Source organism: Prevotella pallens ATCC 700821, from assembly GCF_000220255.1.
GTDB classification, from domain to species: Bacteria; Bacteroidota; Bacteroidia; order Bacteroidales; family Bacteroidaceae; genus Prevotella; species Prevotella pallens.
Map to the genome: position 1 here is coordinate 1,934,944 of NZ_GL982513.1, position 25,017 is coordinate 1,959,960.

General features: G+C 37.5%; 22 protein-coding genes, 1 tRNA gene and 1 other RNA gene. 13 read left to right on the forward strand and 11 right to left on the reverse strand.

The annotated features are described in order from the left end of the window. Nucleotides 1-26: 26 nt before the first annotated feature. The 3 genes from HMPREF9144_RS07570 to HMPREF9144_RS07580 form a co-directional block, all read right to left on the reverse strand. The gene (locus tag HMPREF9144_RS07570; RefSeq protein ID WP_006045348.1) at nt 27-1,784 is read right to left on the reverse strand and encodes a bifunctional metallophosphatase/5'-nucleotidase; all 1,758 of its coding nucleotides are present in this window, start codon (nt 1,782-1,784) and stop codon (nt 27-29) included. A 67-nt stretch (nt 1,785-1,851) separates the two neighbouring features. Further along, complete coding sequence (locus tag HMPREF9144_RS07575) at nt 1,852-3,108, reverse strand: type IX secretion system plug protein (RefSeq protein ID WP_006045349.1); 1,257 nt, start codon at nt 3,106-3,108, stop codon at nt 1,852-1,854. Nucleotides 3,109-3,126: 18 nt separating this feature from the next. Then, nucleotides 3,127-3,555 carry a hypothetical protein gene (locus HMPREF9144_RS07580; protein ID WP_006045350.1) on the reverse strand — a complete coding sequence of 143 codons (429 nt, stop codon included), beginning with the start codon at nt 3,553-3,555 and terminating at the stop codon, nt 3,127-3,129. A 226-nt stretch (nt 3,556-3,781) separates the two neighbouring features. Between HMPREF9144_RS07580 and galE the strand changes: the two genes are divergently transcribed. Continuing rightward, nucleotides 3,782-4,819, forward strand: coding sequence for a UDP-glucose 4-epimerase GalE (gene galE, locus HMPREF9144_RS07585; RefSeq protein ID WP_006045351.1), 1,038 nt, complete (start codon nt 3,782-3,784; stop codon nt 4,817-4,819). 349 nt (nt 4,820-5,168) lie between these two features. Further along, nucleotides 5,169-5,414: a hypothetical protein gene (locus HMPREF9144_RS13270; RefSeq protein ID WP_006045353.1), complete on the forward strand. Its 246-nt coding sequence runs from the start codon at nt 5,169-5,171 to the stop codon at nt 5,412-5,414. Between the two features lie 289 nt (nt 5,415-5,703). Here HMPREF9144_RS13270 and HMPREF9144_RS07590 read toward each other — a convergent pair whose 3' ends face one another. The 3 genes from HMPREF9144_RS07590 to fusA2 all read right to left on the reverse strand — a co-directional run bounded on the left by HMPREF9144_RS07590 (nt 5,704) and on the right by fusA2 (nt 10,408). After that, nucleotides 5,704-7,023 carry a suppressor of fused domain protein gene (locus tag HMPREF9144_RS07590; RefSeq protein WP_006045354.1) on the reverse strand — a complete coding sequence of 440 codons (1,320 nt, stop codon included), beginning with the start codon at nt 7,021-7,023 and terminating at the stop codon, nt 5,704-5,706. Nucleotides 7,024-7,107: 84 nt separating this feature from the next. Next, nucleotides 7,108-7,854 carry a polyprenol monophosphomannose synthase gene (locus HMPREF9144_RS07595; RefSeq protein ID WP_006045355.1) on the reverse strand — a complete coding sequence of 249 codons (747 nt, stop codon included), beginning with the start codon at nt 7,852-7,854 and terminating at the stop codon, nt 7,108-7,110. Between the two features lie 391 nt (nt 7,855-8,245). Next, the gene (gene fusA2, locus HMPREF9144_RS07600; protein ID WP_040595652.1) at nt 8,246-10,408 is read right to left on the reverse strand and encodes an elongation factor G2; all 2,163 of its coding nucleotides are present in this window, start codon (nt 10,406-10,408) and stop codon (nt 8,246-8,248) included. A 255-nt stretch (nt 10,409-10,663) separates the two neighbouring features. Between fusA2 and hemW the strand changes: the two genes are divergently transcribed. Together hemW and HMPREF9144_RS07610 are read left to right on the forward strand one after the other, a co-directional pair. After that, nucleotides 10,664-11,842, forward strand: a complete 1,179-nt coding sequence (hemW, locus tag HMPREF9144_RS07605; RefSeq protein ID WP_006045357.1) for a radical SAM family heme chaperone HemW — start codon at nt 10,664-10,666, stop codon at nt 11,840-11,842. Nucleotides 11,843-11,906: 64 nt separating this feature from the next. Continuing rightward, complete coding sequence (locus HMPREF9144_RS07610; RefSeq protein ID WP_006045358.1) at nt 11,907-12,230, forward strand: hypothetical protein; 324 nt, start codon at nt 11,907-11,909, stop codon at nt 12,228-12,230. Nucleotides 12,231-12,423: 193 nt separating this feature from the next. Here the strand turns inward: HMPREF9144_RS07610 and HMPREF9144_RS13275 are convergent, their stop codons facing one another. After that, a complete protein-coding gene (locus HMPREF9144_RS13275) occupies nt 12,424-12,624 on the reverse strand; it encodes a hypothetical protein (RefSeq protein ID WP_146739261.1) in 201 nt (66 codons plus the stop codon). 325 nt (nt 12,625-12,949) lie between these two features. Next, nucleotides 12,950-15,277 carry an outer membrane beta-barrel family protein gene (locus tag HMPREF9144_RS07615; protein ID WP_040595654.1) on the reverse strand — a complete coding sequence of 776 codons (2,328 nt, stop codon included), beginning with the start codon at nt 15,275-15,277 and terminating at the stop codon, nt 12,950-12,952. Between the two features lie 252 nt (nt 15,278-15,529). On the opposite strand from HMPREF9144_RS07615, the gene rnpB reads away from it, so the two are divergent. The 9 genes from rnpB to HMPREF9144_RS07650 all read left to right on the forward strand — a co-directional run bounded on the left by rnpB (nt 15,530) and on the right by HMPREF9144_RS07650 (nt 21,838). Then, an RNA gene (gene rnpB / locus HMPREF9144_RS12675) (RNase P RNA component class A) lies at nt 15,530-15,912 on the forward strand. A gap of 126 nt (nt 15,913-16,038) precedes the next feature. Continuing rightward, entirely contained in the window at nt 16,039-16,461 is a 423-nt protein-coding gene (locus HMPREF9144_RS07620; protein WP_040595656.1) for a hypothetical protein, read from the forward strand. Between the two features lie 53 nt (nt 16,462-16,514). Beyond that, nucleotides 16,515-16,922 carry a YkvA family protein gene (locus HMPREF9144_RS07625; protein ID WP_006045361.1) on the forward strand — a complete coding sequence of 136 codons (408 nt, stop codon included), beginning with the start codon at nt 16,515-16,517 and terminating at the stop codon, nt 16,920-16,922. 295 nt (nt 16,923-17,217) lie between these two features. After that, nucleotides 17,218-17,288 (forward strand) — tRNA-Cys (locus HMPREF9144_RS13280). Between the two features lie 703 nt (nt 17,289-17,991). Then, complete coding sequence (locus tag HMPREF9144_RS07630; RefSeq protein ID WP_006045363.1) at nt 17,992-18,603, forward strand: FKBP-type peptidyl-prolyl cis-trans isomerase; 612 nt, start codon at nt 17,992-17,994, stop codon at nt 18,601-18,603. A gap of 56 nt (nt 18,604-18,659) precedes the next feature. Continuing rightward, nucleotides 18,660-19,748, forward strand: coding sequence for a chorismate synthase (gene aroC, locus HMPREF9144_RS07635; protein WP_006045364.1), 1,089 nt, complete (start codon nt 18,660-18,662; stop codon nt 19,746-19,748). Between the two features lie 366 nt (nt 19,749-20,114). Beyond that, the gene (locus HMPREF9144_RS07640; protein ID WP_006045365.1) at nt 20,115-20,516 is read left to right on the forward strand and encodes a hypothetical protein; all 402 of its coding nucleotides are present in this window, start codon (nt 20,115-20,117) and stop codon (nt 20,514-20,516) included. Between the two features lie 98 nt (nt 20,517-20,614). Continuing rightward, the gene (locus tag HMPREF9144_RS07645; protein ID WP_006045366.1) at nt 20,615-21,322 is read left to right on the forward strand and encodes a hypothetical protein; all 708 of its coding nucleotides are present in this window, start codon (nt 20,615-20,617) and stop codon (nt 21,320-21,322) included. 72 nt (nt 21,323-21,394) lie between these two features. Continuing rightward, complete coding sequence (locus HMPREF9144_RS07650) at nt 21,395-21,838, forward strand: SMI1/KNR4 family protein (protein WP_006045367.1); 444 nt, start codon at nt 21,395-21,397, stop codon at nt 21,836-21,838. 183 nt (nt 21,839-22,021) lie between these two features. Here HMPREF9144_RS07650 and HMPREF9144_RS07655 read toward each other — a convergent pair whose 3' ends face one another. The 3 genes from HMPREF9144_RS07655 to HMPREF9144_RS07665 all read right to left on the reverse strand — a co-directional run bounded on the left by HMPREF9144_RS07655 (nt 22,022) and on the right by HMPREF9144_RS07665 (nt 24,669). Continuing rightward, complete coding sequence (locus HMPREF9144_RS07655) at nt 22,022-22,930, reverse strand: dihydroorotate dehydrogenase (protein WP_006045368.1); 909 nt, start codon at nt 22,928-22,930, stop codon at nt 22,022-22,024. Between the two features lie 70 nt (nt 22,931-23,000). Then, complete coding sequence (locus HMPREF9144_RS07660; RefSeq protein ID WP_006045369.1) at nt 23,001-23,774, reverse strand: dihydroorotate dehydrogenase electron transfer subunit; 774 nt, start codon at nt 23,772-23,774, stop codon at nt 23,001-23,003. 433 nt (nt 23,775-24,207) lie between these two features. Beyond that, nucleotides 24,208-24,669 carry a helix-turn-helix domain-containing protein gene (locus HMPREF9144_RS07665; RefSeq protein ID WP_040595657.1) on the reverse strand — a complete coding sequence of 154 codons (462 nt, stop codon included), beginning with the start codon at nt 24,667-24,669 and terminating at the stop codon, nt 24,208-24,210. Nucleotides 24,670-25,017: the final 348 nt, after the last annotated feature.

The window sequence follows — 25,017 nt, forward strand, 5'->3', positions numbered from 1 at the left end:
TTTCCTTTCCTTGTGTTACATTATACCTATTCTCCAAAGAGTAATTTACGGTCGCGAGCAGCAGCCTTATCAGTCCACTCTACAGGAACGAACTTCCAGTTATGATTGGGTTGCGGATTTAGAGTACCAGCTTTCTTAATTTCTTCCATAAGATAGTAACGTTGGTCACGGTCGCTTCGCCAAACAATGCGCTTCTTTAGTTCATCGTGTGGTATACCAGCGCCTTTTGTTAAGAGTTCTCCACCGCCGTTACCACGATAACTATTAACAGCCACATTATAGTATTTAGCCTCATTAAACGGTTGCCCATTACTCATTTTAATTATATTAACCTTCTGTCCATAAGGCTTCGTTACATCTACTTCGTAGTCTATACCAGCAGCAGAGTCGAAATTAAACGAGAAGTTTTTAAAGCCTAAGCGTTGCGAATCGTCTCTTGTATCGTTAGAAAGCAATAGTAAATGGTCGTCGGGCGATTTCATTGTATTTGTCCAGAGATTATAACTCATTTCCAAATAGTTCTTTATCTCTTTACCTGTTAAGCGCATAACGTAGAGCTGGTTTTCATATTTGTACAAACTAAACATATCGCCCACTGTGATAGGTCCTGCCTTAATGACAGAATTAAAACCTAAAGGAGCATTGAAAGCAATATCAGCCTTCGTTATCTGAAGTTCTAGATTGAGAATTAAATCGTTGAAAGCCGAGTTACCAAAGAAACAATCTTTCGTACTAATAGTGTTATCAAAGCGTCCTATTTCTGTGTTAGCCCACTGTTTTACCTTGTCTATTTGCTTTTCAAAGTGTGCCATAAATGGTTTGTCTATAGCTAAATCGGATACACTAACTAATTCGCCCCACTTCTTAACAACATTGAACTGCTTACCACTTTTATTTTTTTTCTTTACAGGTGCTAAGGTTATAGTAGCCACTGCTACTCTCTGTGCATTATTCGCAGGGTCTAAACACACCACCTCGTTACCATCTTTGTTAGTTTCTATTGAATTGTGCGGTTTATGGTCGTGGCCGAAAAACACCACATCAAAACCATCTACTTCTTCTGCTACCATTTTAGATGCATCTTCAACATAGTTTGGTGTAATAATGCCACCGTCCCAACCAGAGTGGAAAAGTCCTACAATAACATCGGGTTTCTCGTTAGCTTTCAATGTTGCTATTGTCTTCTTCGCCGAAGAGACAATATCCTCAAAACGTAATCCCTTCCATAAGTTCTCTTCTAACCAATTGGGTATAGCAGGAGTAAGCATACCAACAACGGCTACTTTCACACCGTTCTTTTTCTTTATTATGGTATAAGGCAATACGTAAGACTTTTGTGTTCTCGTATCAATAATATTTGCTCCCAATACAGGGCAATGCAGTTCGCGAATCCATTTATCGTAAACAGCGTGTCCAGTTTCTATATCGTGGTTTCCAACAGTTGTTGCATCGTAGTGCATAAAGTTTACGACACTAGCAGCAATGTTCTCTTGTTGTTTATCAATATAGTTGTAATAATAACTTATTGGTTGTCCCTGCAGAATATCTCCGTTATCTAGAAGATACACATTCTCTGTGCCTTTCTTCTGTCTTAAATCGTTTATAAAAGTAGCAACTCTTGCCATCGATCCAGCTTTAGGCTTACGCGTTATGAAATCGTATGGGAAAAACGAACCATGCACATCTGAAGTCTCTACTAATGTTATTGTTATATTCTTGTTTTGAGCTCTTGCTCCAAAACAGCAAAATGCTAATGTCATAAATGCAAATAAAGTTCTTTTCATATATATATATGTTATTAAAACCTGCTACTAATATATCTATTGTATATCTCTTGGTAGCAATGTGCGGCTACTTAATTTTAAATTTAACTGCTGTATAACCCACTAATTTATCTGTTCTTCCACCTTGTTCTCTATAATAAACTAAAGCTTGATAAGAGTTTTCTGTTTGATAATAGTTACCTTCAGTAGGTGCTATCTCAGCGTTACCATTCTCATCTACCAACACATATTGATAACTATAGTAGCCTAATTTTAGTGGTATCACAGCTTTATAACTCTTCGATTGGTCATCGTATATTAGCTTATATTGTGGTAAAAATCTATCGTAAGTCCAGTCGCCATTTACATATACATCGCCATTTGTAAACTGCGGACTGCTTAATTGGAAATGAACCAACACATAATCGCTCTCCGTATTTATATTGTTATTATCTGAATTGCGTATTAAGAATGCTCCATCCGCATCTTCATCATACAAATAGTTAGGTCTTGGCAATGCTATAAAGGGGTAGGCGTTGTAGTTTTTACCGTCCCACAGAATGCGTTCTATACCTGTTGCGGCTACATTGGTTGATAAAATCTCAAACTTTCTATATTCGTTGCCTGCCCAAAATATATAGTTTGCATTATGGCTCCAACGCAAGCCATCGTTCATAACATATTGTGGCTTTACATTCCATCGCGCATTGTCCCATCGTTTATTCTGCAGAAGTACTGTTTTTATTTGCGATTGCGGATTCGTTACATTATAACTATTATATTTCAACTCCATTTCCACTTGCTGGTGTGCGTTGTTTATGGTAGCATCGGTGTTGGTTACAATATTCAAACCAACTCCCATCGACTTTGTAAAAGGCTCTTTCACCATAAAACAGACTTTTATAGCTACATTATCGTTATCATCGTAAATGGTAAGCAGATAGTTTCCAGACAATTTTGGCTGACAATTGCTGTTCGGAAGTCTAAGATGATAATGAGTATAAGCTGTGTTTGTAAGAAGTGAAGGTGTTACATCGTCTATTGTATTTCCATTTGCAAAGCCGTCCACATAGTCGCTTTCGAAAAGCGAGGTAGATGGTTTCCAATTTGATTCGCAATGTTGCAGGCTGTAAGTATAGCGATGGTACTCTGTTGATAGATCGTCGAAATTAATATCTAACACTCCGTTTCCTACTTCTATAATGGGCAAAGCAAGCCAGTCTTGATTTGCCACAACTTGTAACGACCGTATGTTTTCGTTCAGAATGCTGTGGCGTTGTGCAACGGCAGCAATAGAGAATATTGTTGACAATAGTAACAAGACAGCTTTTCTGGCTCTCTTCATACTTTTATATCCTTTCGTTTAAGGTATTAGTTTCTTTAGAAATTCGTCGAGGTCTTCCTCTAATCCTGGTAATAATTCGTCGCCAACAATAATTGTATCACCATCTGCCACGTACAGTTCGGCTATGTTTTCGCCTTCTTCGTCTTCTAAAACAAGACTATAAGGTTTTATTATACCGAAGTTATCTACAACATCTTTCAGTTTTAAAGACTCGCTACGCAACTGTGCTGTAATGTTTTTATAGAAATCGTCATTATTGTTTTCAATCCATTCTTCAACTACACAGCGTGTTATTTCGTTTCCTTCATCGTCGAAAGCCATAAGGTCTCCACTGAATTGCGACACCCTTAAGTGGATATCTGTCATAACTATTGGTTCCTGTGTTGATGGAAACTTCTGTGCTATCTTTTTTAGAAAGCGCTCTATTTGTTGCATTGTTTGCTCCATAATAAAAAACAATTAAAGAACTGTTGATGGTTGTTTAAACAATGGCAAAGTTAGTAAAACTTTTTATTTATAGGGGTACAATCGTACCTTTTTTAATAAATAATATTATTTTTATAACCCTACCTGCTAATTTCTAAGTATCTTTGCACACATAAATAAGAGGCTCGCTCGTTATTCTTATAAAGAACAACAATAAGTTACTTGCAAAAATATTCATTAAAAAGATATGAAACAAACAATTTTAGTTACAGGTGGAACTGGTTTTATAGGTTCGCACACAACGGTAGAACTGCAAGAGGCAGGATACAATGTAGTGATAGCAGACAATCTTTCAAACTCTAAAATAGAGGTTCTCGATGGTATAGAGAAAATAACAGGAATACGACCAGCATTTGAACAAGTAAATCTTGAAGATAAAGATGCTACCGAACGCCTATTCAAAAAATATCCGAACATTGATGGAATTATTCACTTTGCAGCATCAAAAGCTGTGGGCGAAAGTGTTGAAAAACCGTTAATGTACTATCGCAACAATGTTGTTTCGCTCATTAACTTATTGGAAATGATGCCTAAATATAACGTAAAAGGTATTATATTCTCTAGTTCGTGCACCGTTTACGGACAGCCTAACAAAGAGAACTTACCTGTTACTGAAGATGCACCACACCAAAAAGCTACATCGCCCTACGGAAACACAAAAGAGATTAACGAGCAAATTATTTACGATTACATTCACAGCGGTGCACCTATAAAGAGCATTGTGCTTCGCTATTTCAATCCAATAGGTGCACACTCTACTGCATTTATTGGCGAATTGCCTAATGGTGTGCCCAACAATCTTATTCCTTATGTTACGCAAACTGCTATGGGAATACGCAAACAACTTACCATTTTTGGCAACGATTACAACACCGAAGATGGTACTTGTATACGCGATTACATTTATGTAGTAGACCTTGCAAAAGCTCACGTAGCGGCGATGACACGTGTATTAGACAAAGATACTGACAAGATTGAATATTTCAACATTGGAACTGGTAAAGGAAACTCTACGCTAGAAATTGTAACCACTTTTGAAAGGGCTACTGGTGTAAAGGTGAATTGGAAGTTCGGACCACGTCGCGAAGGTGATATAGAGAAAATTTGGGGCGATTGCACCAAAGCCAATAAGGTGTTGGGCTGGAAAGCTAATACTCCGCTGGAAGATGTTTTGGCTTCTGCATGGAAATGGCAACAGAAACTTCGCGAAGACGGTGTTATGTAAGCACTAAAATAAAGCTTATATAATTGCTTAAAGTTTTTATACTTTAGTTGTAGTAATACTATTCTCTTGTTTTACAGAAGCGGTTGTTTTGCAATGCGAAACAACCGCTTTTGCTATCTATAATGCTGCAGTAGAACAAAAGAATACTATTATTATAGAGTTCACACAGATATAAACAAATTAGGAACAACACATTCGTCGTTAGATGCTTATAATAGCACGTAAATTGAAACATTGCAGAATAGAACGTTTCGTAGTTTTCATCTGAATACACACCACTATAGTATTATAGAATAAAAGGTTAAAGTTTCTGGCTTGTTATGATACCTGAACAACTATCTATAGATATATGAAACGACATCTATGGATATACGAAGTTACATCTATGGATATACGAAACGACATCTATGGATATACGAAACGACATCTATGGATATACGAAGCTATATCTATGGATATACGAAGTTACATCTATGGATATACGAAGTTACATCTATGGATATACGAAGTTATATCTATGGATATACGAAGTTATATCTATGGATATACGAAGTTATATCTATGGATATACGTGTCGCAAGCTATAGATATCTGAAACGCAATTGACAGATATCTGAGACGAACGCGACAGATATCTGAAACGAATGCGACAGATATCTGAAACGAACGAAACAGATATCTAAAATAAAAGTAGCCTAAATATCTTATTCTTTTTATAGAATATTCGAGAAATTCTATTAAATTGCTGAGCACCTAACAGGTGTCGCATATAACCGCTTTAGCTATTTTCTACTGAATTTATATAACACTTACAAGCACTTACTTGTTCAAATAACTTAAAACATTTATAGCTGTAGTTTTTCTTCCATTAAGTAGCAAGTTTTTTAGCTCTTATGTGAGTACATTGTTACTACGTTTGCTCCCTTTATATGGCGTTCGAAGTGCGATATAATAGCCTTTGAATAGCGTTCGTGCTTCACTTGTTTAGACTCGTTATCCAGTTGAATAGCACTTATATCCATATATTTCTTCAGAAAATCGGCAGCAGAATGCCTACTCAAATAGTTAGCTTCTTCTGTAGTGATAGGCACAACTTGAAAGAACTGAATGGTGCGACCTTCGATATTGGCAAACTGTTCGTTAGCAACATCGGGTAATGGGCACAAAATCAATGCTGCATAAAAGTCGGTCGAATGGTCGAACGATAGTTGCTCACTATCGCCATCATTATAATTTAAGGTGTCGCCAAGCTGAAACTGGAAGTTATAGTAGGTATATTGCACTACATCGCGCAACAAGTGGAGATACCAATAGTTGCTGTCTTTGCTTAAATCGGCATCGGTTACGTTCCAGTCGGGCGGCAGATACATAACATATTCAAAGTGTTCCACCACAAAGCCTTCGGTGTATTTGGTTGCATCGAAAGTTGTTTCGCCATTGTCCGATTGCTTGTAATATTCTTGGTTGGGCACACGAATGGCTCCTGCCCCTATGGTGCAAAGCGTCCAGTAGTTGTGTTGCGGACTGGGAGGAATTGCAGCAATGTCCACCGGGAAACCTTCGCCATCGGTATCGTTTAGTACAGCGTCAATCTTTCCAAAGCGTTCTTCCACAAAGTTTCTTAGGTTTGTGCGTTCCTCCGCACTATAATAAGGTATTGGTTTGTCTTCTTTGGCTTTCTTCTCCAACTGCATATACGATACGATATTGCCCAAAATGCGTTCTGGTTCGTCTGAAAAGAGGTAGACAACGCCTATATCTGTTTTGTCTTCCGTTTCGATATAGATGTAGTTTTGAGCCAACCATATATCCTTAATCAGCGAGAACGGCGTGGTAAGATAGCGTGCCAAAACGCCATCAACTGTGGTTATCGACACCGATATACCATCTTCATCAATGCGATAAGTATTCTCTCTTAATGCTTTGTATAGCTTTCTGTAGAGATAAAAATAATAAGCAAGAATACAGAAGAATACAATGGATATGCCTATTATGGCAAATCCTATGCTTTTCTGCACATAAATTAAAGGTAACATAAGCAGATAAAGCCATGACACTATCATTTTGAGTGGGTGCTGAATCCATAGTCCGCCAACGGCACGAGTTATGAACCACCACATAGATTTATCGCAATGACTCGCAACTGGTTCGGGATTATTGCGCACCAATAGTTTTAAAGCTTCATCTCTTGTGATATGCTTCATCGTGAAAACAATAAAATTAAGCTTGTTTCTAAACGTATAAAAGAACGCCTTCGATGCGAAAGCGTTCTTTTACTATGCTGTAATTTAATTCTTTATAGTGGGGTATTTCCTGAACCAACCGTCCATTCTTAAACGCATCACACCAAAGAAGGCTTCCGAGAATATGCCTCCGCTCATCTTGCTTGTGCCTTCTCTTCGGTTTACGAATATAACGGGTACTTCCTTAATCTTAAATCCTATTTTATACGCAGTGTACTTCATTTCTATCTGGAAAGCATAGCCTTTGAAGCGAACTTCGTCGAGTGGAATGGTTTCGAGCACCTTCCGACGATAGCAAACAAAGCCTGCTGTGGTGTCGTGAACATGGAAGCCTGTTACAAAACGAACATACTTACTGGCAAAATAGCTCATCAGGACACGTCCGATGGGCCAGTTTACCACATTCACTCCGCTTACATAACGTGAACCGACAGCCACATCGAAGCCTTCGTCGTGCGTGGCGGCATATAGGCGAGGAAGGTCGTTAGGGTCGTGGCTGAAGTCTGCGTCCATCTCAAATATATAGTCATAGCCATGCTCCAATGCCCATTTGAAACCACGTATATAAGCGGTGCCAAGTCCTAACTTACCTGAACGCTCAATGATAAATAAGCGGTCGGCAAACTCTTCTTTTATGAGTCGGTGTACAATCTGTGCTGTTCCATCAGGACTTCCGTCGTCTATTACTAAGATATGAAAACACTTCTCCAAACCGAAAACAGCTCGGATAATATTCTCCATATTCTCTTTTTCGTTGTATGTAGGAATTATTACTATACTATCGCTTGTCATACCAAATATATTCTATACTGCAAAAGTAAGATAAATATCCGAATATCCCAAATGTTATAAACAGTTTGCACTTAAAAGCACGTTAAATGACTTTGTGCGTATCTATTATTAGACGAATATATTATAGCTCTTTCGGTCTCCATTCTCTATATGTTTAGACGAAATTGATATCATATTAAACTGGATATAACGCTATATTCTTTAGCGCATCACATCATATTAGAACACTGCACTTTACAGATACACTTTTTTTTAGACATAACACTGAGTTCATTATCAGCCTTGATTTTGTGGTAAAACTGGCTTTAAATAGCAAGAGCCAACACGCTGTACGGCATGTCGGCTCTTACGGTTCTTATATATATTGCAAATGCAAAAGAGTTCCTTTAGTCTATTCGTCTTCGTCCTTAACTTCTGCTTCGTGTTCAGCAATGAGGGTTTGCTGGAGTTCGTTAGGCACTAGTTCGTAGCTTGAGAACTTGGTGGTAAAACTTGCACGACCACCAGTAAGCGAACTCAACGAAATACTATAGCTTGCCAATTCTTTCAAAGGAATCTTAGCTTGCAGCTTCTGGTAACCCGCTTCGCTGTCCATTCCCATTATCATGGCACGGCGTCCTTGCAAGTCGCTCATTACGTCGCCCATGTAATCGCCCGGCACATACACTTCCAAATCGTAGATTGGCTCGAGAATTTTCGGTCCTGCAATTTTGAAAGCATCAGAGAAAGCGTGGCGAGCAGCAAGTGTAAACGAAAGTTCATTAGAGTCTACTGGGTGCATCTTACCATCGTAAACAACCACGCGAACGTCGCGAGCGTAGCTTCCAGTCAATGGTCCGCGTTCCATACAGTCCATAATACCCTTCAAAATAGCTGGCATAAAGCGTGTGTCGATGGCTCCACCTACAACCGAATTGATGAAAACGAGCTTACCGCCCCAAGGCAATGTCTTTTCTTCCTTACCTTTTATATTCATCTTAAACTCTTGTCCGTTGAACTTATACATTGTTGGATCGGGCATTCCTTCTGCGTATGGCTCTACGATGAGGTGCACTTCGCCAAACTGTCCTGCGCCACCGCTCTGCTTCTTATGGCGATATTCAGCCTTCGCCTGCTTGGTAATGGTTTCACGATAAGGTATGCGTGCTTCCTTGAATACGGTCTGAAGCTTTTCATTATTCTCCAAACGCCACTTCAAAGTGCGCAAGTGGAATTCGCCTTGTCCCTTTACAATAGTCTGGCGCAACTCCTTACTTTGCTCAACAAGCCATGTTGGATCTTCTTGACGCATCTTCAACAATGCCGCCATAAGCTTTTCTGTATCTTGAGAGTTTACAGCCTCGATGGCACGCATGTACTTTGGATTTGGATATTTAATAAAGTCGAAGTGCTGTTCTACGCCCTTACCATTCAATGTATTGCCTGTCTTAACGTCTTTCAATTTCACTGTACAGCCAATATCTCCAGCATTAACTTGCTCAACAGGTATACGGTTTGCACCTGCACAAGCAAACAGTTGTCCGATGCGTTCTTTAGATCCTCGGTCTGCGTTAGTTAAGTCGTCGCCCACCTTAATGGCTCCACTCATAACTTTAAAATAGCTCACCTCTCCGATATGTGGTTCTACTCCTGTTTTGAAGAAGTAAACAGATTCAGGACCATTTGAGTCGGGTGTAACTTCTTCTCCACGTGCGTTATGTATTTTTGGCATCTCGCTAACGAAAGGTACAACGTTACCCAAAAACTCCATTAAGCGACGCACGCCCATATCTTTACCAGCACAAACACAGAATACAGGAAAGATGCTACGTGCAATAAGTCCTTTACGAATACCCTCGCGCATTTCGTCTTCTGTTAATGTTTCAGTCTCAAAGAACTTCTCCATCAATGTTTCGTCATTCTCTGCAGCAGCTTCAACCAATGCTTTGTGTAGCTCCATAGCCTTATCCATTTCTTCAGCAGGAATATCTTCTATGATAGGCATACCTCCTTCTGGTTTCCAACTGTACTTCTTCATCAACAAAACATCTATAATACTGTTAAAGTTTGCGCCTGTTGCTGTGGGATATTGTATTTGTACACATTTAGGTCCATATATTTCCCGCATACTATTCATAACGTTATCGAAGTCGCATTTGTCGGAATCTAATTGATTGACTAAGAAGATTACAGGTTTCTTCAACTTCTCTGTGTAGCGGAAGTTGTTCTGTGTTCCTACTTCAGGGCCATATTGTCCGTTGATAAGAATCACTGCCTGGTCGGTAACATTCAATGCTGTTATCGCACCACCTACGAAGTCGTCGCTTCCAGGGCAATCAATTATGTTTAGCTTTTTGTTGTTCCATTCTACATGGAACACTGTAGGAAATACAGAATAGCCGTATTCTTGTTCTACGGGAAAGTAATCGCAAACAGTATTCTTTGCTTCTACTGTACCACGGCGCTTTATTATACCAGCACCAAATAACATACTTTCGGCAAGAGTAGTCTTGCCGCTACCCGCACTGCCAAGCAATGCAATGTTCTTAATCTCGTTTGTTTTATATACTCTCATAACCACAATAGATTTAAAAGGTGTTTCTAAAAGTCTACTATGCAATACATATAAGTCTGTTAGAACGCTACCTTAAGGTTGTTAGTATTATGTTTTGTGTAGGGTTATAAGCTATGCTTATTACTACTGACGCCTAAGTTATACATTTTATTTTATCTAACCAAACTATTCGCTACAAATAATAAAAGTATTAAAAGAAATTATTAATTTTGCACTGAAATAATTCGTTTCAAAGCTTATCACCTTATATAATATATGGCAGGACTTTATTTCCATATTCCTTTTTGTGCAAGCCGATGCATTTATTGTGGCTTTTATTCTACCATAACACCACACGCTGAGAAAGCAAATACGATGGATTTGTATGTAGATGCATTATGCAAAGAAGCCATAACAGAAAAGAATTACCTTTTCGGAGAATATTCTAACACTGCTGAACGCATTGAAACTATTTACTTTGGAGGTGGTACACCATCGCAATTGCAGGCTTGCCACATTGAGAAGATATTCTGCTGTATTGCCGATAACTATGCCGACAGAATGTTAAACTACAGCGATATGGAAATATCTTTGGAGTGTAACCCTGATGATATTACTCCCGAATTTGCTGAAAACCTCAGACACTTGCCTATCAATCGCATATCGATGGGTGCACAGACTTTCTCGGACGAACGATTAAAGTTTCTCCGCCGACGTCATAAAGCTTCCGATGTGCGAACTGCTATTGAGCGTCTGCGCCGTGTAGGAATAGAGAATATTTCCATCGACCTTATGTTTGGCTTTCCTAACGAAACCATAGAACAATGGCAACTTGACATCGACAAAGCCATTGCCTTAAACGTTGAACATATTTCGGCTTACAGCCTGATGTACGAAGAGGGCACTCCTCTCTACCAACTTCTGCAAAAAGGCTTAGTAAAGGATATGGACGAGGAACTCTATCGCTCAATGTACGACACTCTTATCGAACGCCTTGCTATCGCCAACTACGAACAATATGAAATAAGCAACTTTGCCAAACTTACTCATTCTGCGGTTTCTCCTTTCCGTTCGCGCCACAACAGTGCTTATTGGTCTAATAAACCTTATCTTGGCATAGGCGCATCGGCACACAGCTACAACCTTGCCACACGCCGCTGGAACGTAGACAACTTACAAAAATACATTGATGGCATTACAAACAACCGCCCCGTCTACGAAGTAGAACCTATTGATGCCAACACACACTACGACGATATAGTTACAACTGCCTTACGTACGCGAAGTGGCATCGACCTTTCTGCTTTATCGTCGCCTTACAAAGAGCACATTGCAAAAGCCTCTGCCCCACTCGTTTCACAGGGTTTGCTCGCCATTACCAATAATCATCTACACCTCACACGCAACGGTATTTACGTAAGCGACTTTGTTATGAGTGAATTAATGTATGTTTAAAACTACACAGTAAAACATTTTTTTTCATTACCTTTGCACATAGAACAAACAGAAACTTACATTTATGACAGAACAGGAATTTGAACAGCTTTGGCAAGCTAACCGCCAACAACTACTCGCAAACGACGAAGAATATCAACGCATAAGCAAAAGCTACACATCGTCGAGTTGGCTCGATTACCTTGTTTCTATTGGCGGATTTGTTATCTGCGAAAAGTTTATACAGGGTTTTAACCTTGGCAACGTATGGACATTCCTCCTTGCAGCACTCGGAATGGTCATCGTCTGGTACGGCTTCCGTCTCATAAAAGGCAGACTAAGCAGCAGCAAAACTCTTGAAGAAGTGGAGCAACGAGTAAAAGCACAATACAAATCTTCCTTACACTAACTGCCCACTCAGCTATAAATTAGATAAGGGAATTGTAAACAGCTCCATTGGTTACTTAGCAATCTAATAGAATACTGCAATTTATTAGGAAATACTATTAGATATTACTTACTTTTCTTTCAGATATCTGTCACGCTTGTCTCAGATATCTGTCACGCTCGTTTCAGATATCTGTCAATTGCGTTTCAGATATCTATAGATCGAACTTCGTATATCCATAGATATAGCTTCGTATATCCATAGATGTAGCCTCGTATATCCATAGATGTAGCTTCGTATATCCATAGATGTAGCCTCGTATATCCATAGATGTAGCTTCGTATATCCATAGATGTAGCCTCGTATATCCATAGATATAGCTTCGAACATCCATAGATTGAACTTTAAACATCATAGAATATCAGAATTTTTATGAACTTATATTATAACACCTGAATGATATTTATTCAGATGAAGAATATAAAATCTTTCATTCTCATTGTTTTAACTCAGGCTTCTTATAAATTGTTTAGTAGCAACATATATCTATAGCCTTTGTTATATTAGAATGGAATAAAGTATAATCGCTTTCTTTTCCGAACTTTCCTCTATGTTTTTTCTACAGAACACTAACGCCACCAAAATATTATGAAACAAACAAAAGGCAGACTCTAGATATCTAACAAAGATACTTTTTAGAGTCTGCCTTATTTTCCATTTCAATTATGCATCATATTCACTCAAAATCGTTTGCGCTCGCTCTCTCCTGCTCCTGTGCCTTTATATTTGCTACGTGCCGTGTTGAATTTATAGCGCAAAGTAACATAGAATTCTCGGCTATCGAATTCTTGTTTTGTATCTATGCTTAAGTTATTCGTATAAAGCAACAATTGATTAGCAGAGCGATTGAACAGATCGTTTACGCCTACAGTAACAGAAAGGCGGTCGTTCAGGAACGCTTTTCGTACCGAGAAGTTAAATGCACAGTTGTTTCTGGTAAGCTCACTGTTCTCTGTTATACCCTTAGAAGTAACTTTCAAGCGAGTCTCGGCTATCCAATTGTCTTTAAAATCAAATGTATTGTTCCACAGTATGCCCCATATCGGTTCGCTTAAATCTAACTTGCTGCCCAAACGCTCTATGTCGAACCATTGCTTTTGGCAAAATAATATGAGTTGTGGAGACCATACTCCTATTCTCGGTGCTGCGGTAAGGCTCAGTGTTAGAACAGGCAAGTTTTTGAAATTGCGGTAACGTAGAGTGGTTATATTCTCATCAGTGCTTTCTTGTTCGTTCCAATACATAATTTTGTTGTGTGTCTGTGTGTAGTTGGCAACAAAGGTAAATATGTCCCAGTTACTAACAAGTGAGATGTTGTGCAGTGTGGCCGGCTTCAGTGTAGGGTTACCACTCTGACGCGTAAAGCGGTTCATATACTCTACGTTTGTACCCAATTGCCTATAAGAGGGGCGCGATGTCTTTGCCGAATAAGAGAGTTGCAAGCCTACTTCCTTTATTCTTGTTGCGAAAGTGAGCGACGGAAACCATTGGCTGTAGGTACGGCTGTGTGCCGGACTATACTCTCCTTCGTCGTAATAATCAGAATTTACGTGCTCGTAGCGCAATCCTGCCATAAGCTGACCAATGGGCATGGGTCGGCTATATTCGAAGAAGAAAGCGTTATTGCGTTCCTTAATGGTTGATGCTGTGCTGGGAACCACGTTTTCTTGATTAACATAATTTTGTTCGTGATTAGTGAAAGTATTCTCGTTTCCAACCGACAGGCTGCCGCCAAACAATGGGTGAGAGAGCACCAGCTTGGTTGCAAAAAACTTGTTTGTGTGTATTCCTGCCGATGTTACAGTGCGATTGGCGTAGTTGGCACTTTGCTCTGTGGTTATGCGGTATTCAGTTTCTCTACCATAATAGTAGTCTGTATTGAAATCTATATCTATCTTTCCTACCTTTCCAACGTAGTAAGCCGAGAGACTTTTATTAGGTATGGCAGTAGAGTTAGCACTAATTCGTGACTCTATATGGTCGAAGAGTACATGGTTTTTAAATACATCGGTAGAGAAATCACCATGTCCATTGTTTGCACCAACAAGCAAATTGGTGAAGAAACGCGCACCAACAGAGTGGTTGGCATTGAACTCGTAGGCTGCCGAAAGCGTATAATTGTTGTTTGTATTACAACTATGGCTATCGCTTGTCCACTTGTTAGTCCACAAATTGGCGGTCTGTACCTCGTTGGTAGTGGTTTGTTTGTTTAGACTATTGTCAATATTGTAAGCCGAACCAGCCGTCAGCTCCAAACCATTGCGGCGATAATACATATTGAGCTGATTGTTAGTGTCCCAGTTTTCCCAATAATAAGCTGACGTACGTACATCGAAACCGAAGCCGTCGCCCACCTTACGCACCGTGTGAATGCGGATAACGGCACTCACCGTGGCATCGTAGCGAGCTCCCGGATTGGTTACAACCTCAATGTCCTTAATATCTGACGAGTTAAGACGTTCTATCTCAGTTGCGTCGGTTATCTTTCTGTTGTTTATATAGATAACTGCTGCTCCTCTACCTATAACAGAATAGCTGCCTTCTTTACCACTCAACAGCGGAATGCGCTTAAGCACATCGTTGCCCGAACCAGCCTTTGCTAACGACGAACCAATGATGGTTGTAACAAGAGCATCGTTTCGTATAGCCATCTTAGGACGTTGCGCTGTAACAGTTACGCCTTCCATTGTTTTTGTTTCTGATTCTGCTTTCAACTGCAAAGTATCGGCAATAAGAGGCAGAAACACATTGCGTTGCTCGTAACCAATGCCCGATACACGTAGAAATACTTGGTTGCTATTGGCAGGCAAAGTAAGCAGAAACTTACCCGCATTGTCGGTAACTGCGCCCGTAACGAGCGATGAGTCGCGCACGGAAAGCGCAATAACGTTGGCATACTCAATAGGCAAACGCTGCTCATCGGTTATCCACCCACGAATGGTTTGCTGCGCCTTTGCTACAGTAGAAAACAGTGTCAAGGCTGTAAAAATGGCATAAAACTTTTTCATAACATATTTCGTTTCATTGTCTGACGTTATTATTTCTTTTGCCTGCAAAGGTAAGAAAAGAACAATTATTTATAAAAAAAAACGAATAGACTTTCCATTTCACTGCGTATTTTTACACTTTTGTGTAATGCGCAAGCTACTTTCCAAACTTATCTTAAAGTTACACATTATTCTTATAAGAGCCTATATTAACAAAAAATATAAAGCTATGCTTTGGCGTTTAGCATATTTGCGTTACCTTTGCAACATAAGGCAGCACTTCGGCACTGTCGCTGGTGTTGCAAACACGAGAGGAAAGTCCGGGCAGCAAAGAGTATCCTGCTTCCGAAAATGAAAGCTATTGGCAACAGTAGATGTAGGTAGAAGAAAACAACCGCCTTTAAAAACGAGGTAAGGGTGAGAAGGTAGTGTAAGAGACTACCAGCACGTAGGCGACTGCGTGGCTGTACCGTTCAGGAGCTGCAAGTTCATGTAAACCGTTGTTTGAGGGTTACTCGCCCGAGCCAAATAAGGCACAACGGAGGGTAGAACGCTAAAACGTATGGGGCGACCCTGCGGTTAGATAAATGACAGGCGTCCTTACTTGCCGAAAGACAATAAGGAAACGAGACCCGGCTTATAGGAGTGCTGCTTTACACATACTCGCTGCCTCCCCCTCTGTGGGGAGGGAGTTGAGCTATGAAAAAAGGAGAATGTCTGCTTTAACAGCCACCAAGCTGTATGGCAGAAAAGACAAATTACCGTACTATTCTTTATATCTTATGGAAGAAGTTCAAGACTACAGATACATATTAGACGATTTCCAACATCAAGTTGAGAACAAAATTAGAAATCATAAGGACGACCCAGGTTTTCCACAAATGGAAGAAAAGCTGAGCCAACAGGAGTTAGACGATTATCTTTTTGACCACCAAGCCGCACTCGACACTGAAGGAACAGAACGTACGCGATACACCATTGCAGGTTTTCTGATAGCATTGCCTATCATAATACTGTCAGGTTTTTCTGAAGAATCGCTACCAGTAAAAGGCTATCAAGTTGCACTTATGGGCGTTGCCATTGGTTTGGTGCTCTTCGTTATCTATCGTATTGTTATGAAAGCCATTGTGCGAAACAAGGTAAAACGTGCAAAAAGAGACTATCCTGAAGCCGCTGCATACGTAGAAAAGGTGATGCGTTTCTAACCTTTTTGGCACACTATGTGCTTAGTATATATATGTAACAACAAAGAAAATATATGGAAATACCAGATTTAAGCAAATACAAAGAGAAATTCACAGAAAATGGATTTATCGAGAAAATACATCGCATAGCAAAACGAGCTGGAGCTAAACTGGTTTATGCTGCATTGATATTGTATTACTCTATAGATAGTAACAAAATGTCTATAAAAGATAAAGCCATTATTATAGGGGCATTAGGCTATCTAATAACCCCACTCGATTTTATTCCAGATGCTATTCCGCTTGCCGGATTGGGCGACGATCTCGGTGTACTGATATATGTGTTACAAAAGGTTTGGAGCAATATAGACGAAGAAACAAAACAAAAGGCAAAAAACAAACTGTCGCAATGGTTCGATGAAGATGAAATGAAGGCGACCGAAAACCTATTTACAGATAGAGTGGAGGATCAGCCCATATAAAAGAAAGGATATATATAATGATACAATATGCCATTGTAACCATAGTAATAGCAATAGCAATAGCATACGCTATTCGTATGTTAATCAGAACAATAAAGGTATCTAGAAACGCCTGCGGAGGGTGCCCCGGCTGTGCTATTAAGGAGCAAATGATGCGTAAAAAGACAACATATAGATACGAAAGAAGGTAAATTATTTTTTGCAATAGTCTACAAAAAATTTGGTCAAACAAATATTTCTTATTACTTTTGCACACGGATTAAGGCATTGCATTAATCTTGTTGACTAATTATTGGGTGCCTGGGCCGGTCGGTTAGGTAACGGTCTGCAAAACCGTGTAGAGCAGTTCGATTCTGCTAGGCACCTCAAAAGTCCGAAGGGGATACTCCTTCGGACTTTTTTATTGTTCACTACTGAAGTACACTCTTTGGGCTGAGTAGAAAAAATATAAAGATACTATAAAAAAGAAAACAATTGTAACTGCTTCCTCCAGCACACAAGTAAACATAAAGTAATATACTGAAATTCAAACACTTATAATACTAACAAAATAAAAACGCTATAGAACAAAGGTGTTCGTTATTATTATCTAAAAAAATATCTTTTAGGTATTAGAATATAAAATTATAAAGGTTGTAGTTTGTTATGATATCTAATTCGTAAATAACAGATATCTAAGACACAACTGACAGATATCTGAAACGAACGCGACAGATATCTGAGACGAACGTGATAGATATCTAAAATAAAGGTATCTACATATAACTGATTTTTCTAAACGTCTGAGACTTTTTAGTAGATTTATGAATAAACAGTGGGCATTGGTTATAAGCTTTCTATCTGTTTTTTTACTAAGAATCTATAATACGTATACAGACAGGAAACATTTACAGAATTATGTTCTATCTTTTATACATAAAACGAAAAACAGAAACAAAGTTATAAAGTAAGCCGAAAACTTTGCTCGGGATAGAAATACAGTACAAGTAAAAAAACAACAAACAGTTGGTAGGTTTATCATAAATAAATAGTATCTTTGCAAATAAACAAAAATAACACTATAATAATAATGGAAAATAAAACACATAGATTTATTTCTACAAAATACGAACTATACAGTATGGAATATGGAAACGAGGTTCTGATAGAGAAAACAGAAGAAAATCGTCCGCTAACATTCTATACAGGGTGCGAAATGGCACTACCCCAATTCGAAGAAATTGCAATAAAAACACCAGTAGGAGAGGATTTCTCATTCGATTTAGCCAAAGGAGAAGCCTATGGAGACTATAACGAAGAAAATGTGTTAGACCTTAATAAAGAGGTATTTTCACAAGGAGGAGAATTCGATAGTAGTAATGTCTATATCGGAGCAACTATCCCTTTGCAGAATCAGGAAGGACAACGTTTTATTGCTCGCGTTATTGATATAACGGAAGATAAAGTTAAAGTTGACCTAAACCACCCTTTGGCAGGAAAAGAATTAAGATTTAAAGGACACATTATTGAAAATCGTGAGGCTACTGATGAAGAAGTAAAAGAATTTTTTGAGAAGCTTAATAGCCACCATTGCAACGGACATTGTGGTTGCCACAAAGGAGAAGGAGACGAAAATAACCAATGCGGCTGTAACGGAAGTGACGAAAGCAATGGCGAAGGCTGCTGTTGTTGTGGCAACTAAAACTCAAAAAATATTATAACCATATATAACAAAACACGAACGAGAAGAATGGCTATATGCCTAATACGTTTGGAACACTTTATACTTTAACTACCTTTGGCGAAAGTCATGGAATTGCAATAGGAGGCATTATAGATGGTATGCCTCCTGGTATAGATATTGATATCGATTTTATTCAGAACGAACTGAATAGACGTAAACCAGGACAAAGCAAAATAACTACGGAGAGAAAAGAAACCGACAAGGTAGAGTTACTAAGTGGAATTTTTGAAGGTAAATCAACTGGTACACCAATTGGTTTTGTGGTTAGAAATGAAAAACAACAACCGAAAGATTATAAGAATATAAGTACACTCTTCAGACCATCGCACGCCGATTATACTTATTATAAGAAGTATGGTATACGCGACTATAGAGGTGGAGGACGAGCTTCGGCACGTATTACGCTTTCAAGAGTTGTGGCAGGCGCATTGGCTAAACTTGTGCTTAGAAAATACAACATAAACATACAAGCTTACACATCGCAGGTAGGCAACATAGCATTAGAAAGAGATTACAAAAGGTACGACCTGTCTTTGGCAGAGAAAAACGCTGTGAGATGCCCCGATGAAGCAAAGGCAAAGGAAATGGAAGACCTGATTGCTACTGTGAAAAGCGAAGGCGATACTATAGGTGGAATAATTACCTGTGTGGTAAAAGGATGTCCAATAGGATTAGGAGAACCCGAATTTGGCAAGCTACATGCACAACTTGGTGCGGCAATGCTAAGCATAAATGCAGCCAAAGGCTTTGAGTATGGCGAAGGTTTCGACGGAAGTAGATGGCGAGGAAGCCAACAAAACGATTGTTTTATACAAGAAGTAGAAAACGAAAATAGCAAAATAGCAATACAAACAAACCACAGTGGAGGTATACAAGGGGGCATAAGTAACGGAGAGGATATCTTCTTTAGAGTGGCTTTTAAACCAATAGCTACTTTGCGAATGGAACAAGAAACAGTAGATTTCAAAGGAAATAAACAGTTAATAACCGTACAAGGGCGACATGATTCTTGTGTACTTCCAAGAGCCGTTCCTATTGTTGAAGCAATGACTGCAATGACTATATTAGATGCGATATTAGTCAATAATTCCAAAAGAATATAATATATTACGGTAAAAAACAAATTTTATACAGCAGAAATATTTTTTGTAATTATTTTATCGTAAATTTGTAACATATTTCGTAACTGTTTGAGAAAATAGTGCGGAAACTTTTAGTTAAGTCTAGTTTAGTTTTTGTGTTGGTTGAGAGCGTTCGGTTGAACGCTCTCAAATTTTTTTAGAAAATAAACACTATTACATCATATCATTTTGGCTAAACAGAAAGAAAAGAGACTGTGGATTTTTGTTGTGAAAACAACTAAAATAGAGAATAAGAATAATACTAAACGATAAATTCACAAGGTTACAAAAATATTGAGTATATTTGCATCGCTATATAGAATTTATCTGCAGTAGAAAATTAAAAAGATGAAATACATAATAAAGCCATATAAGGGTGTAAACGAATATAAATTTGGATGCCTACTGGAAGACATTTTAAGCAAAATAAAAAGCAACTTTAAACGAGTAGACAATAATGGTTTAACAAAACTATACTTAGACAATTTATCTTTAGTTTTCAAAGATAATAAGTTGGTGGAGATTTCTGTTATAGAAAATAAAGATGTTGAATTGTATTACGATGAATACGATTTATTCAGCTACTCAAATATAATTGATAAGCTGAATGAAAGCCATTCGTGCATACATAAATATGGTTTCACGATATTTGATAGCATAGGTGTTGCCTTTAGTGGGTTTCAAGAAGATGAAGGAGATAGAACTGTAACGGTTTATAGTCCGCATTATTGGGACGAAATAGTAAACTAACAACATTCAAATGAATTATGTTTTATAGAACATTATTCTGCAAGATTCGTATTCATTCCTTTTCTTTAGGAAACAACTAACAAGCCAATAGCAAATAAATGGAAAATTACAAAAGGTATTTCAGAGTGTGTCCGTCAATAGAAAGTTTTATAACTGGAATAACAGACGGTGTTACCAATCAAGTTGAAATACGACTAAAGAAAACGCAGTGTTCCTTTGTTAATACAGCAGACAGAAACTACCTTATGGAATATTGTAGGCGCTTGTGGGAAGGAAGGTTTAATACGAGTATACAAGACTTTCCTATAATTGATGTTTCCAAGATTGGACAGATAGTATATTATAAAACTAAAAAGCGAGTAAAGGAAACTGATTTCATATCGAATATGACGGACAACTCTTTTGGAATGCTCGACTTTATTGTTTCTGAAAAGACTAAAAATGTGCTAGAACTATTCAAATTGCCCTTACATTCAGAAATCCAAGTGAGCATTCCTGAGTTCTCCATTGCAAAGAATTATTATCTTTTAGCTTTCCCTTGCATTCCTCTTGAACAGATAGATTATACGAAAAGCATCATTATAGACTCTATCTCAAGGGAACGTTTAAAGTATTGTTCATTTGAAGAATATAAAAATCGAGAGAATAAGTTCACAGAAATGCACCACATTTTCCTTGCCAAGAAATACGATTTTGACATTTTGAAAGTATCAACAGTTGGGTTATTCTTCTCAGAAAGACTTATCAACTACTTAAAAGAAGCGAAAATAACAGGTTTAAATTTTATGGAGCAAACGCTCGAATAACAATAACAACTGTTTGTTTTGAAGCAGAAAGCAACATTAAATAATATTCTTTTTAATCAATAAGAAACAAATATGTTCACAAAGACAGCAAAAGCAATTGTACAAGAAGATATAGCAAATCTTGAACAAATAACAGGATACAAGTTACCTCAAGACTTTATTTCTCAATACATAACTTTTAATGGAGGAGTACCTGAAAAGTCGCTTTTCTGCGATACAGAAGATGAAGAAGAAGGCTACGAAATTAGTTTTTACCTCCCAATAAAGCATTATAGTAATGACTTAGGAGAGATGAAAATAGAGAAGAGCTATGCAAAACTTACTTCAGTAAACGTTCCATCTCACTACTTACCATTTGCAGTTGATTGGGGAGGAAACTACTTTGCCATAGATTTACAGTCGGGAAATATCGTTTTATTGTTTATGGATTTAGGAGAATTTACTGAAGACTGCGTTGAATATTTGGCAGAAAGTTATAGCGAATTTGTTGAGAACTTAGTAAAAGCAGAAGATTAGTTCCTTTTTCATTCAACAGCAATAAGCCCAAATTAGGAACACATCTTTTATATGTATAACACACCAATATAATTGGACGGAATAAAAAATATGGCGCCATATCTACTAAAATATGACGCCATATTTATATGAATAAGATATCATTCCTCGCTAAAAAACAAAAGAATCAAGCAGAAGTGATCGTTATTCTACACAACCAATGATTTCATTTATCGACTTGCAACCATGGTTATCTAACCACTCATTAATGCCATTACGCACTTTTAACGTAACTTGTGGATCTACAAAATTAGCAGTACCAATTTGTATTGCAGTTGCACCTGCCATTAAAAATTCTATTGCATCAGCAGCTGTAGAAATACCACCAAGTCCTATAACTGGTATTTTAACGGCATGAGCAACATCGTAAACCATACGAAGAGCTACTGGTTTTACAGCTGGACCACTTAATCCACCAGTGCGAATACTAAGACGATGGGCACGCTTCTCAATATCAATAGACATTCCCATAAGAGTATTTATGAGCGAAACAGCATCGGCTCCTTCATCTTCGCACGAACGAGCTATACTTGCAATATCTGTTACGTTAGGCGAAAGCTTCACGATAAGAGTTTTATGGTAATGTTTACGAACTTCACGAACTATAGTAGAAGCTCCAGAACAAGTTACTCCAAACGCCATTCCTCCTTCTTTAACATTCGGACATGATATATTTAGTTCAATAGCAGGAATTTTATCGAGTGCATTTAATTTTTCTGCAGCTTTAGCATAAGTTTCTGGAGAGTTGCCACTAACATTCACAATAATATTAGTATCTATATTGCTGACTTCTGGGTAAATGTGTTCAATAAAATAATCAACACCTTTATTTTGTAGTCCAACACAATTAAGCATACCCATAGCAGTTTCTACCATTCGAGGATAATCGTTACCTTCACGCGGATTAAGGGTGGTTCCTTTAACGATAATACCTCCAAGTTGGTCTAAAGGAACAAAATCTTTAAACTCAATACCATAACCAAAGGTTCCACTGGCGGTCATTACTGGATTCTTTAATCGCAAATTACCAATCTTAATTCTTAAATCTGCCATTACTTTTGTCTATTTATTAATTCGCTATATTTTATATGTAACACCTAAAAACTATCATTAAAGGCATATTTCACCATAATAATTTATTTACATCGAATACTGGTCCTTCTGTACAAACACAAAGATTACCTTTCGATGTTTTCTCAACACAACAAAGACATGCACCTAATCCGCATGCCATAAGATTTTCTAAAGAAGCTTCACAACGAATATTGTTTGCTTGTGCGTACTTTGCTACAGAAACCATCATAGGTTTAGGACCACAAGTAGAGATTTGATTGAAATGATATTTACTCAATATAGAATGATTGGTAACATAGCCTTTTTCGCCCATAGAACCGTCTTCTGTTGTAACAAAAGTTTCTCCATATTTTCTAAATTCATCTAATTCTAATAAATCAGAAGCTGTACGAGCACCCAACAAAAAGGTTACTGATATGCCGCGTTCTTTACAAAGTTTTCCAAAATAAAGTAAAGGCGCAACACCAACACCACCACCTATAAGTAAAACTTTGTCGGATAAAGATGCTGGATAAGTAAAACCATTGCCCAAAGGAAATACACAATTAAGCGTATCTCCAGACTTAACAGCAGCTATTGTTTGTGTTCCATTTCCAACTTCGGCTACAAGTAACCATAATTCGTTACGTAGCTTATCAACAAAATTTATAGAGATAGGGCGACGAAGATAAGTTGAAGATGAACCATCAACACGTATTTCTACAAATTGACCAGGTAACATATCGGGCAATTTCGTATCGTGAGTGAGCTTTATTAGTACATTACGTTTGTTTAAACGTTCTGTAGATACTACTTTTAAATCGAGAATAAACTTTTGTTTCATAATGATATTATAGGAAATCTCGTTGCAAAGATACACAAAAAACTACAGCTATCTACTATTTATATTGCTTTTAGCAAGTAAAAAAAATCTATAAGAGAGAATTATACAAGTGAAACAAAAGCAAAAGAATTATTGCCTTTGTATTATTCCATAAAATTAGTAATAGTATATATAATAATGTAAGATAAAAGAGATAAAACTATATGGCATATTGAATTATTATGCATAATAATATTACATATTTATCCTTAAAGATATAAATAAAAAATTGAAATTCTAAAGATACTAAAACTCTTCGTCAAAGAATTAATGGGATAAAGACACTGAATAAAAAAAATAAAGCTCCTCTATGATTTAAGATATCAAAAGGAGCTAAACTCTAGAAAGCAGTTATAGATAGCGAAAATGAAATGTTAATTTTTAGAGCAGAAAATCATTTTTTAGGTACAAATGTTTCCCACGTTTGGTCATCGAAAAAGATACGTATTTCGGTAATATTACGTTGTGGTTTGTCAATATATTTCACCTCTGTTTTGATGATATCCTTTGTTTGAGGAGAAACATTTCTACTATTCTGAGATTCATTTATAGACGAAACTGAAGGAGCTGGAGGAATATCATTAAATAGATTTAAGTTTGTAGGTAAAGCGTCCATATTAGATTCGTTTTTAGCTTCAGTTGCTTCATCATTAAACATAGGTTCTGTTCCATACATAAGCCAATCGAGGCTAATTTTAGGAAATTTTCCTTTTATAGCTTCAACAGTATTTAATGTTGGTTTTGTTCGTCCATTAAAGATACTACTAAGCGAAGCAGACGAAATTCCAATGAAGTCTGCAAATGTTTGTTGAGTCATGTGCTGACTCTCCATTAGGCGTTTTATTCTATCTTTCATAAGTTGTCTGTACCAAATTCTACCCATTCAGGGTAATTTTAATGATTTTACAAAGGTAAAACAAATAATTTATAAAACCAAATTTATAGAAATGTATTTTACTTTTTAAATTTTACGTTTTGATATTTAAGCTTGTAAATTAAAATATTTATATCGTGTGCAATTTACGTTTACATATACAAATCTAAATATTTGGACTGTTTTATTGATTAAGCTTTTAAATAGCCTATTTACATATAATATTGGTTTATAATGCGCTATTAAGATAAATATATAGGGGGTTATACAGTATATACATGGTTTAGTACCGAATATTTCACTTTTTTGTCGCAGTTTTATTAATAAAAA

Coding starts and splice junctions, on each gene's coding strand:
- HMPREF9144_RS07575 (WP_006045349.1), bottom strand. CDS start 3,108: ATGAAGAGAGCCAGAAAAGCTGTCTTGTTACTATTGTCAACAATATTC.
- HMPREF9144_RS07655 (WP_006045368.1), bottom strand. CDS start 22,930: ATGGCAGATTTAAGAATTAAGATTGGTAATTTGCGATTAAAGAATCCA.
- galE (WP_006045351.1), top strand. CDS start 3,782: ATGAAACAAACAATTTTAGTTACAGGTGGAACTGGTTTTATAGGTTCG.
- HMPREF9144_RS07625 (WP_006045361.1), top strand. CDS start 16,515: ATGGAAATACCAGATTTAAGCAAATACAAAGAGAAATTCACAGAAAAT.
- hemW (WP_006045357.1), top strand. CDS start 10,664: ATGGCAGGACTTTATTTCCATATTCCTTTTTGTGCAAGCCGATGCATT.
- HMPREF9144_RS07620 (WP_040595656.1), top strand. CDS start 16,039: ATGGAAGAAGTTCAAGACTACAGATACATATTAGACGATTTCCAACAT.
- HMPREF9144_RS07570 (WP_006045348.1), bottom strand. CDS start 1,784: ATGAAAAGAACTTTATTTGCATTTATGACATTAGCATTTTGCTGTTTT.
- HMPREF9144_RS13275 (WP_146739261.1), bottom strand. CDS start 12,624: ATGATGTTTAAAGTTCAATCTATGGATGTTCGAAGCTATATCTATGGA.
- HMPREF9144_RS07580 (WP_006045350.1), bottom strand. CDS start 3,555: ATGGAGCAAACAATGCAACAAATAGAGCGCTTTCTAAAAAAGATAGCA.
- HMPREF9144_RS07590 (WP_006045354.1), bottom strand. CDS start 7,023: ATGAAGCATATCACAAGAGATGAAGCTTTAAAACTATTGGTGCGCAAT.
- HMPREF9144_RS07615 (WP_040595654.1), bottom strand. CDS start 15,277: ATGAAAAAGTTTTATGCCATTTTTACAGCCTTGACACTGTTTTCTACT.
- fusA2 (WP_040595652.1), bottom strand. CDS start 10,408: ATGAGAGTATATAAAACAAACGAGATTAAGAACATTGCATTGCTTGGC.
- HMPREF9144_RS07660 (WP_006045369.1), bottom strand. CDS start 23,774: ATGAAACAAAAGTTTATTCTCGATTTAAAAGTAGTATCTACAGAACGT.
- HMPREF9144_RS07595 (WP_006045355.1), bottom strand. CDS start 7,854: ATGACAAGCGATAGTATAGTAATAATTCCTACATACAACGAAAAAGAG.
- HMPREF9144_RS13270 (WP_006045353.1), top strand. CDS start 5,169: ATGAAACGACATCTATGGATATACGAAGTTACATCTATGGATATACGA.
- HMPREF9144_RS07630 (WP_006045363.1), top strand. CDS start 17,992: ATGGAAAATAAAACACATAGATTTATTTCTACAAAATACGAACTATAC.
- HMPREF9144_RS07640 (WP_006045365.1), top strand. CDS start 20,115: ATGAAATACATAATAAAGCCATATAAGGGTGTAAACGAATATAAATTT.
- HMPREF9144_RS07650 (WP_006045367.1), top strand. CDS start 21,395: ATGTTCACAAAGACAGCAAAAGCAATTGTACAAGAAGATATAGCAAAT.
- HMPREF9144_RS07645 (WP_006045366.1), top strand. CDS start 20,615: ATGGAAAATTACAAAAGGTATTTCAGAGTGTGTCCGTCAATAGAAAGT.
- aroC (WP_006045364.1), top strand. CDS start 18,660: ATGCCTAATACGTTTGGAACACTTTATACTTTAACTACCTTTGGCGAA.
- HMPREF9144_RS07665 (WP_040595657.1), bottom strand. CDS start 24,669: ATGAAAGATAGAATAAAACGCCTAATGGAGAGTCAGCACATGACTCAA.
- HMPREF9144_RS07610 (WP_006045358.1), top strand. CDS start 11,907: ATGACAGAACAGGAATTTGAACAGCTTTGGCAAGCTAACCGCCAACAA.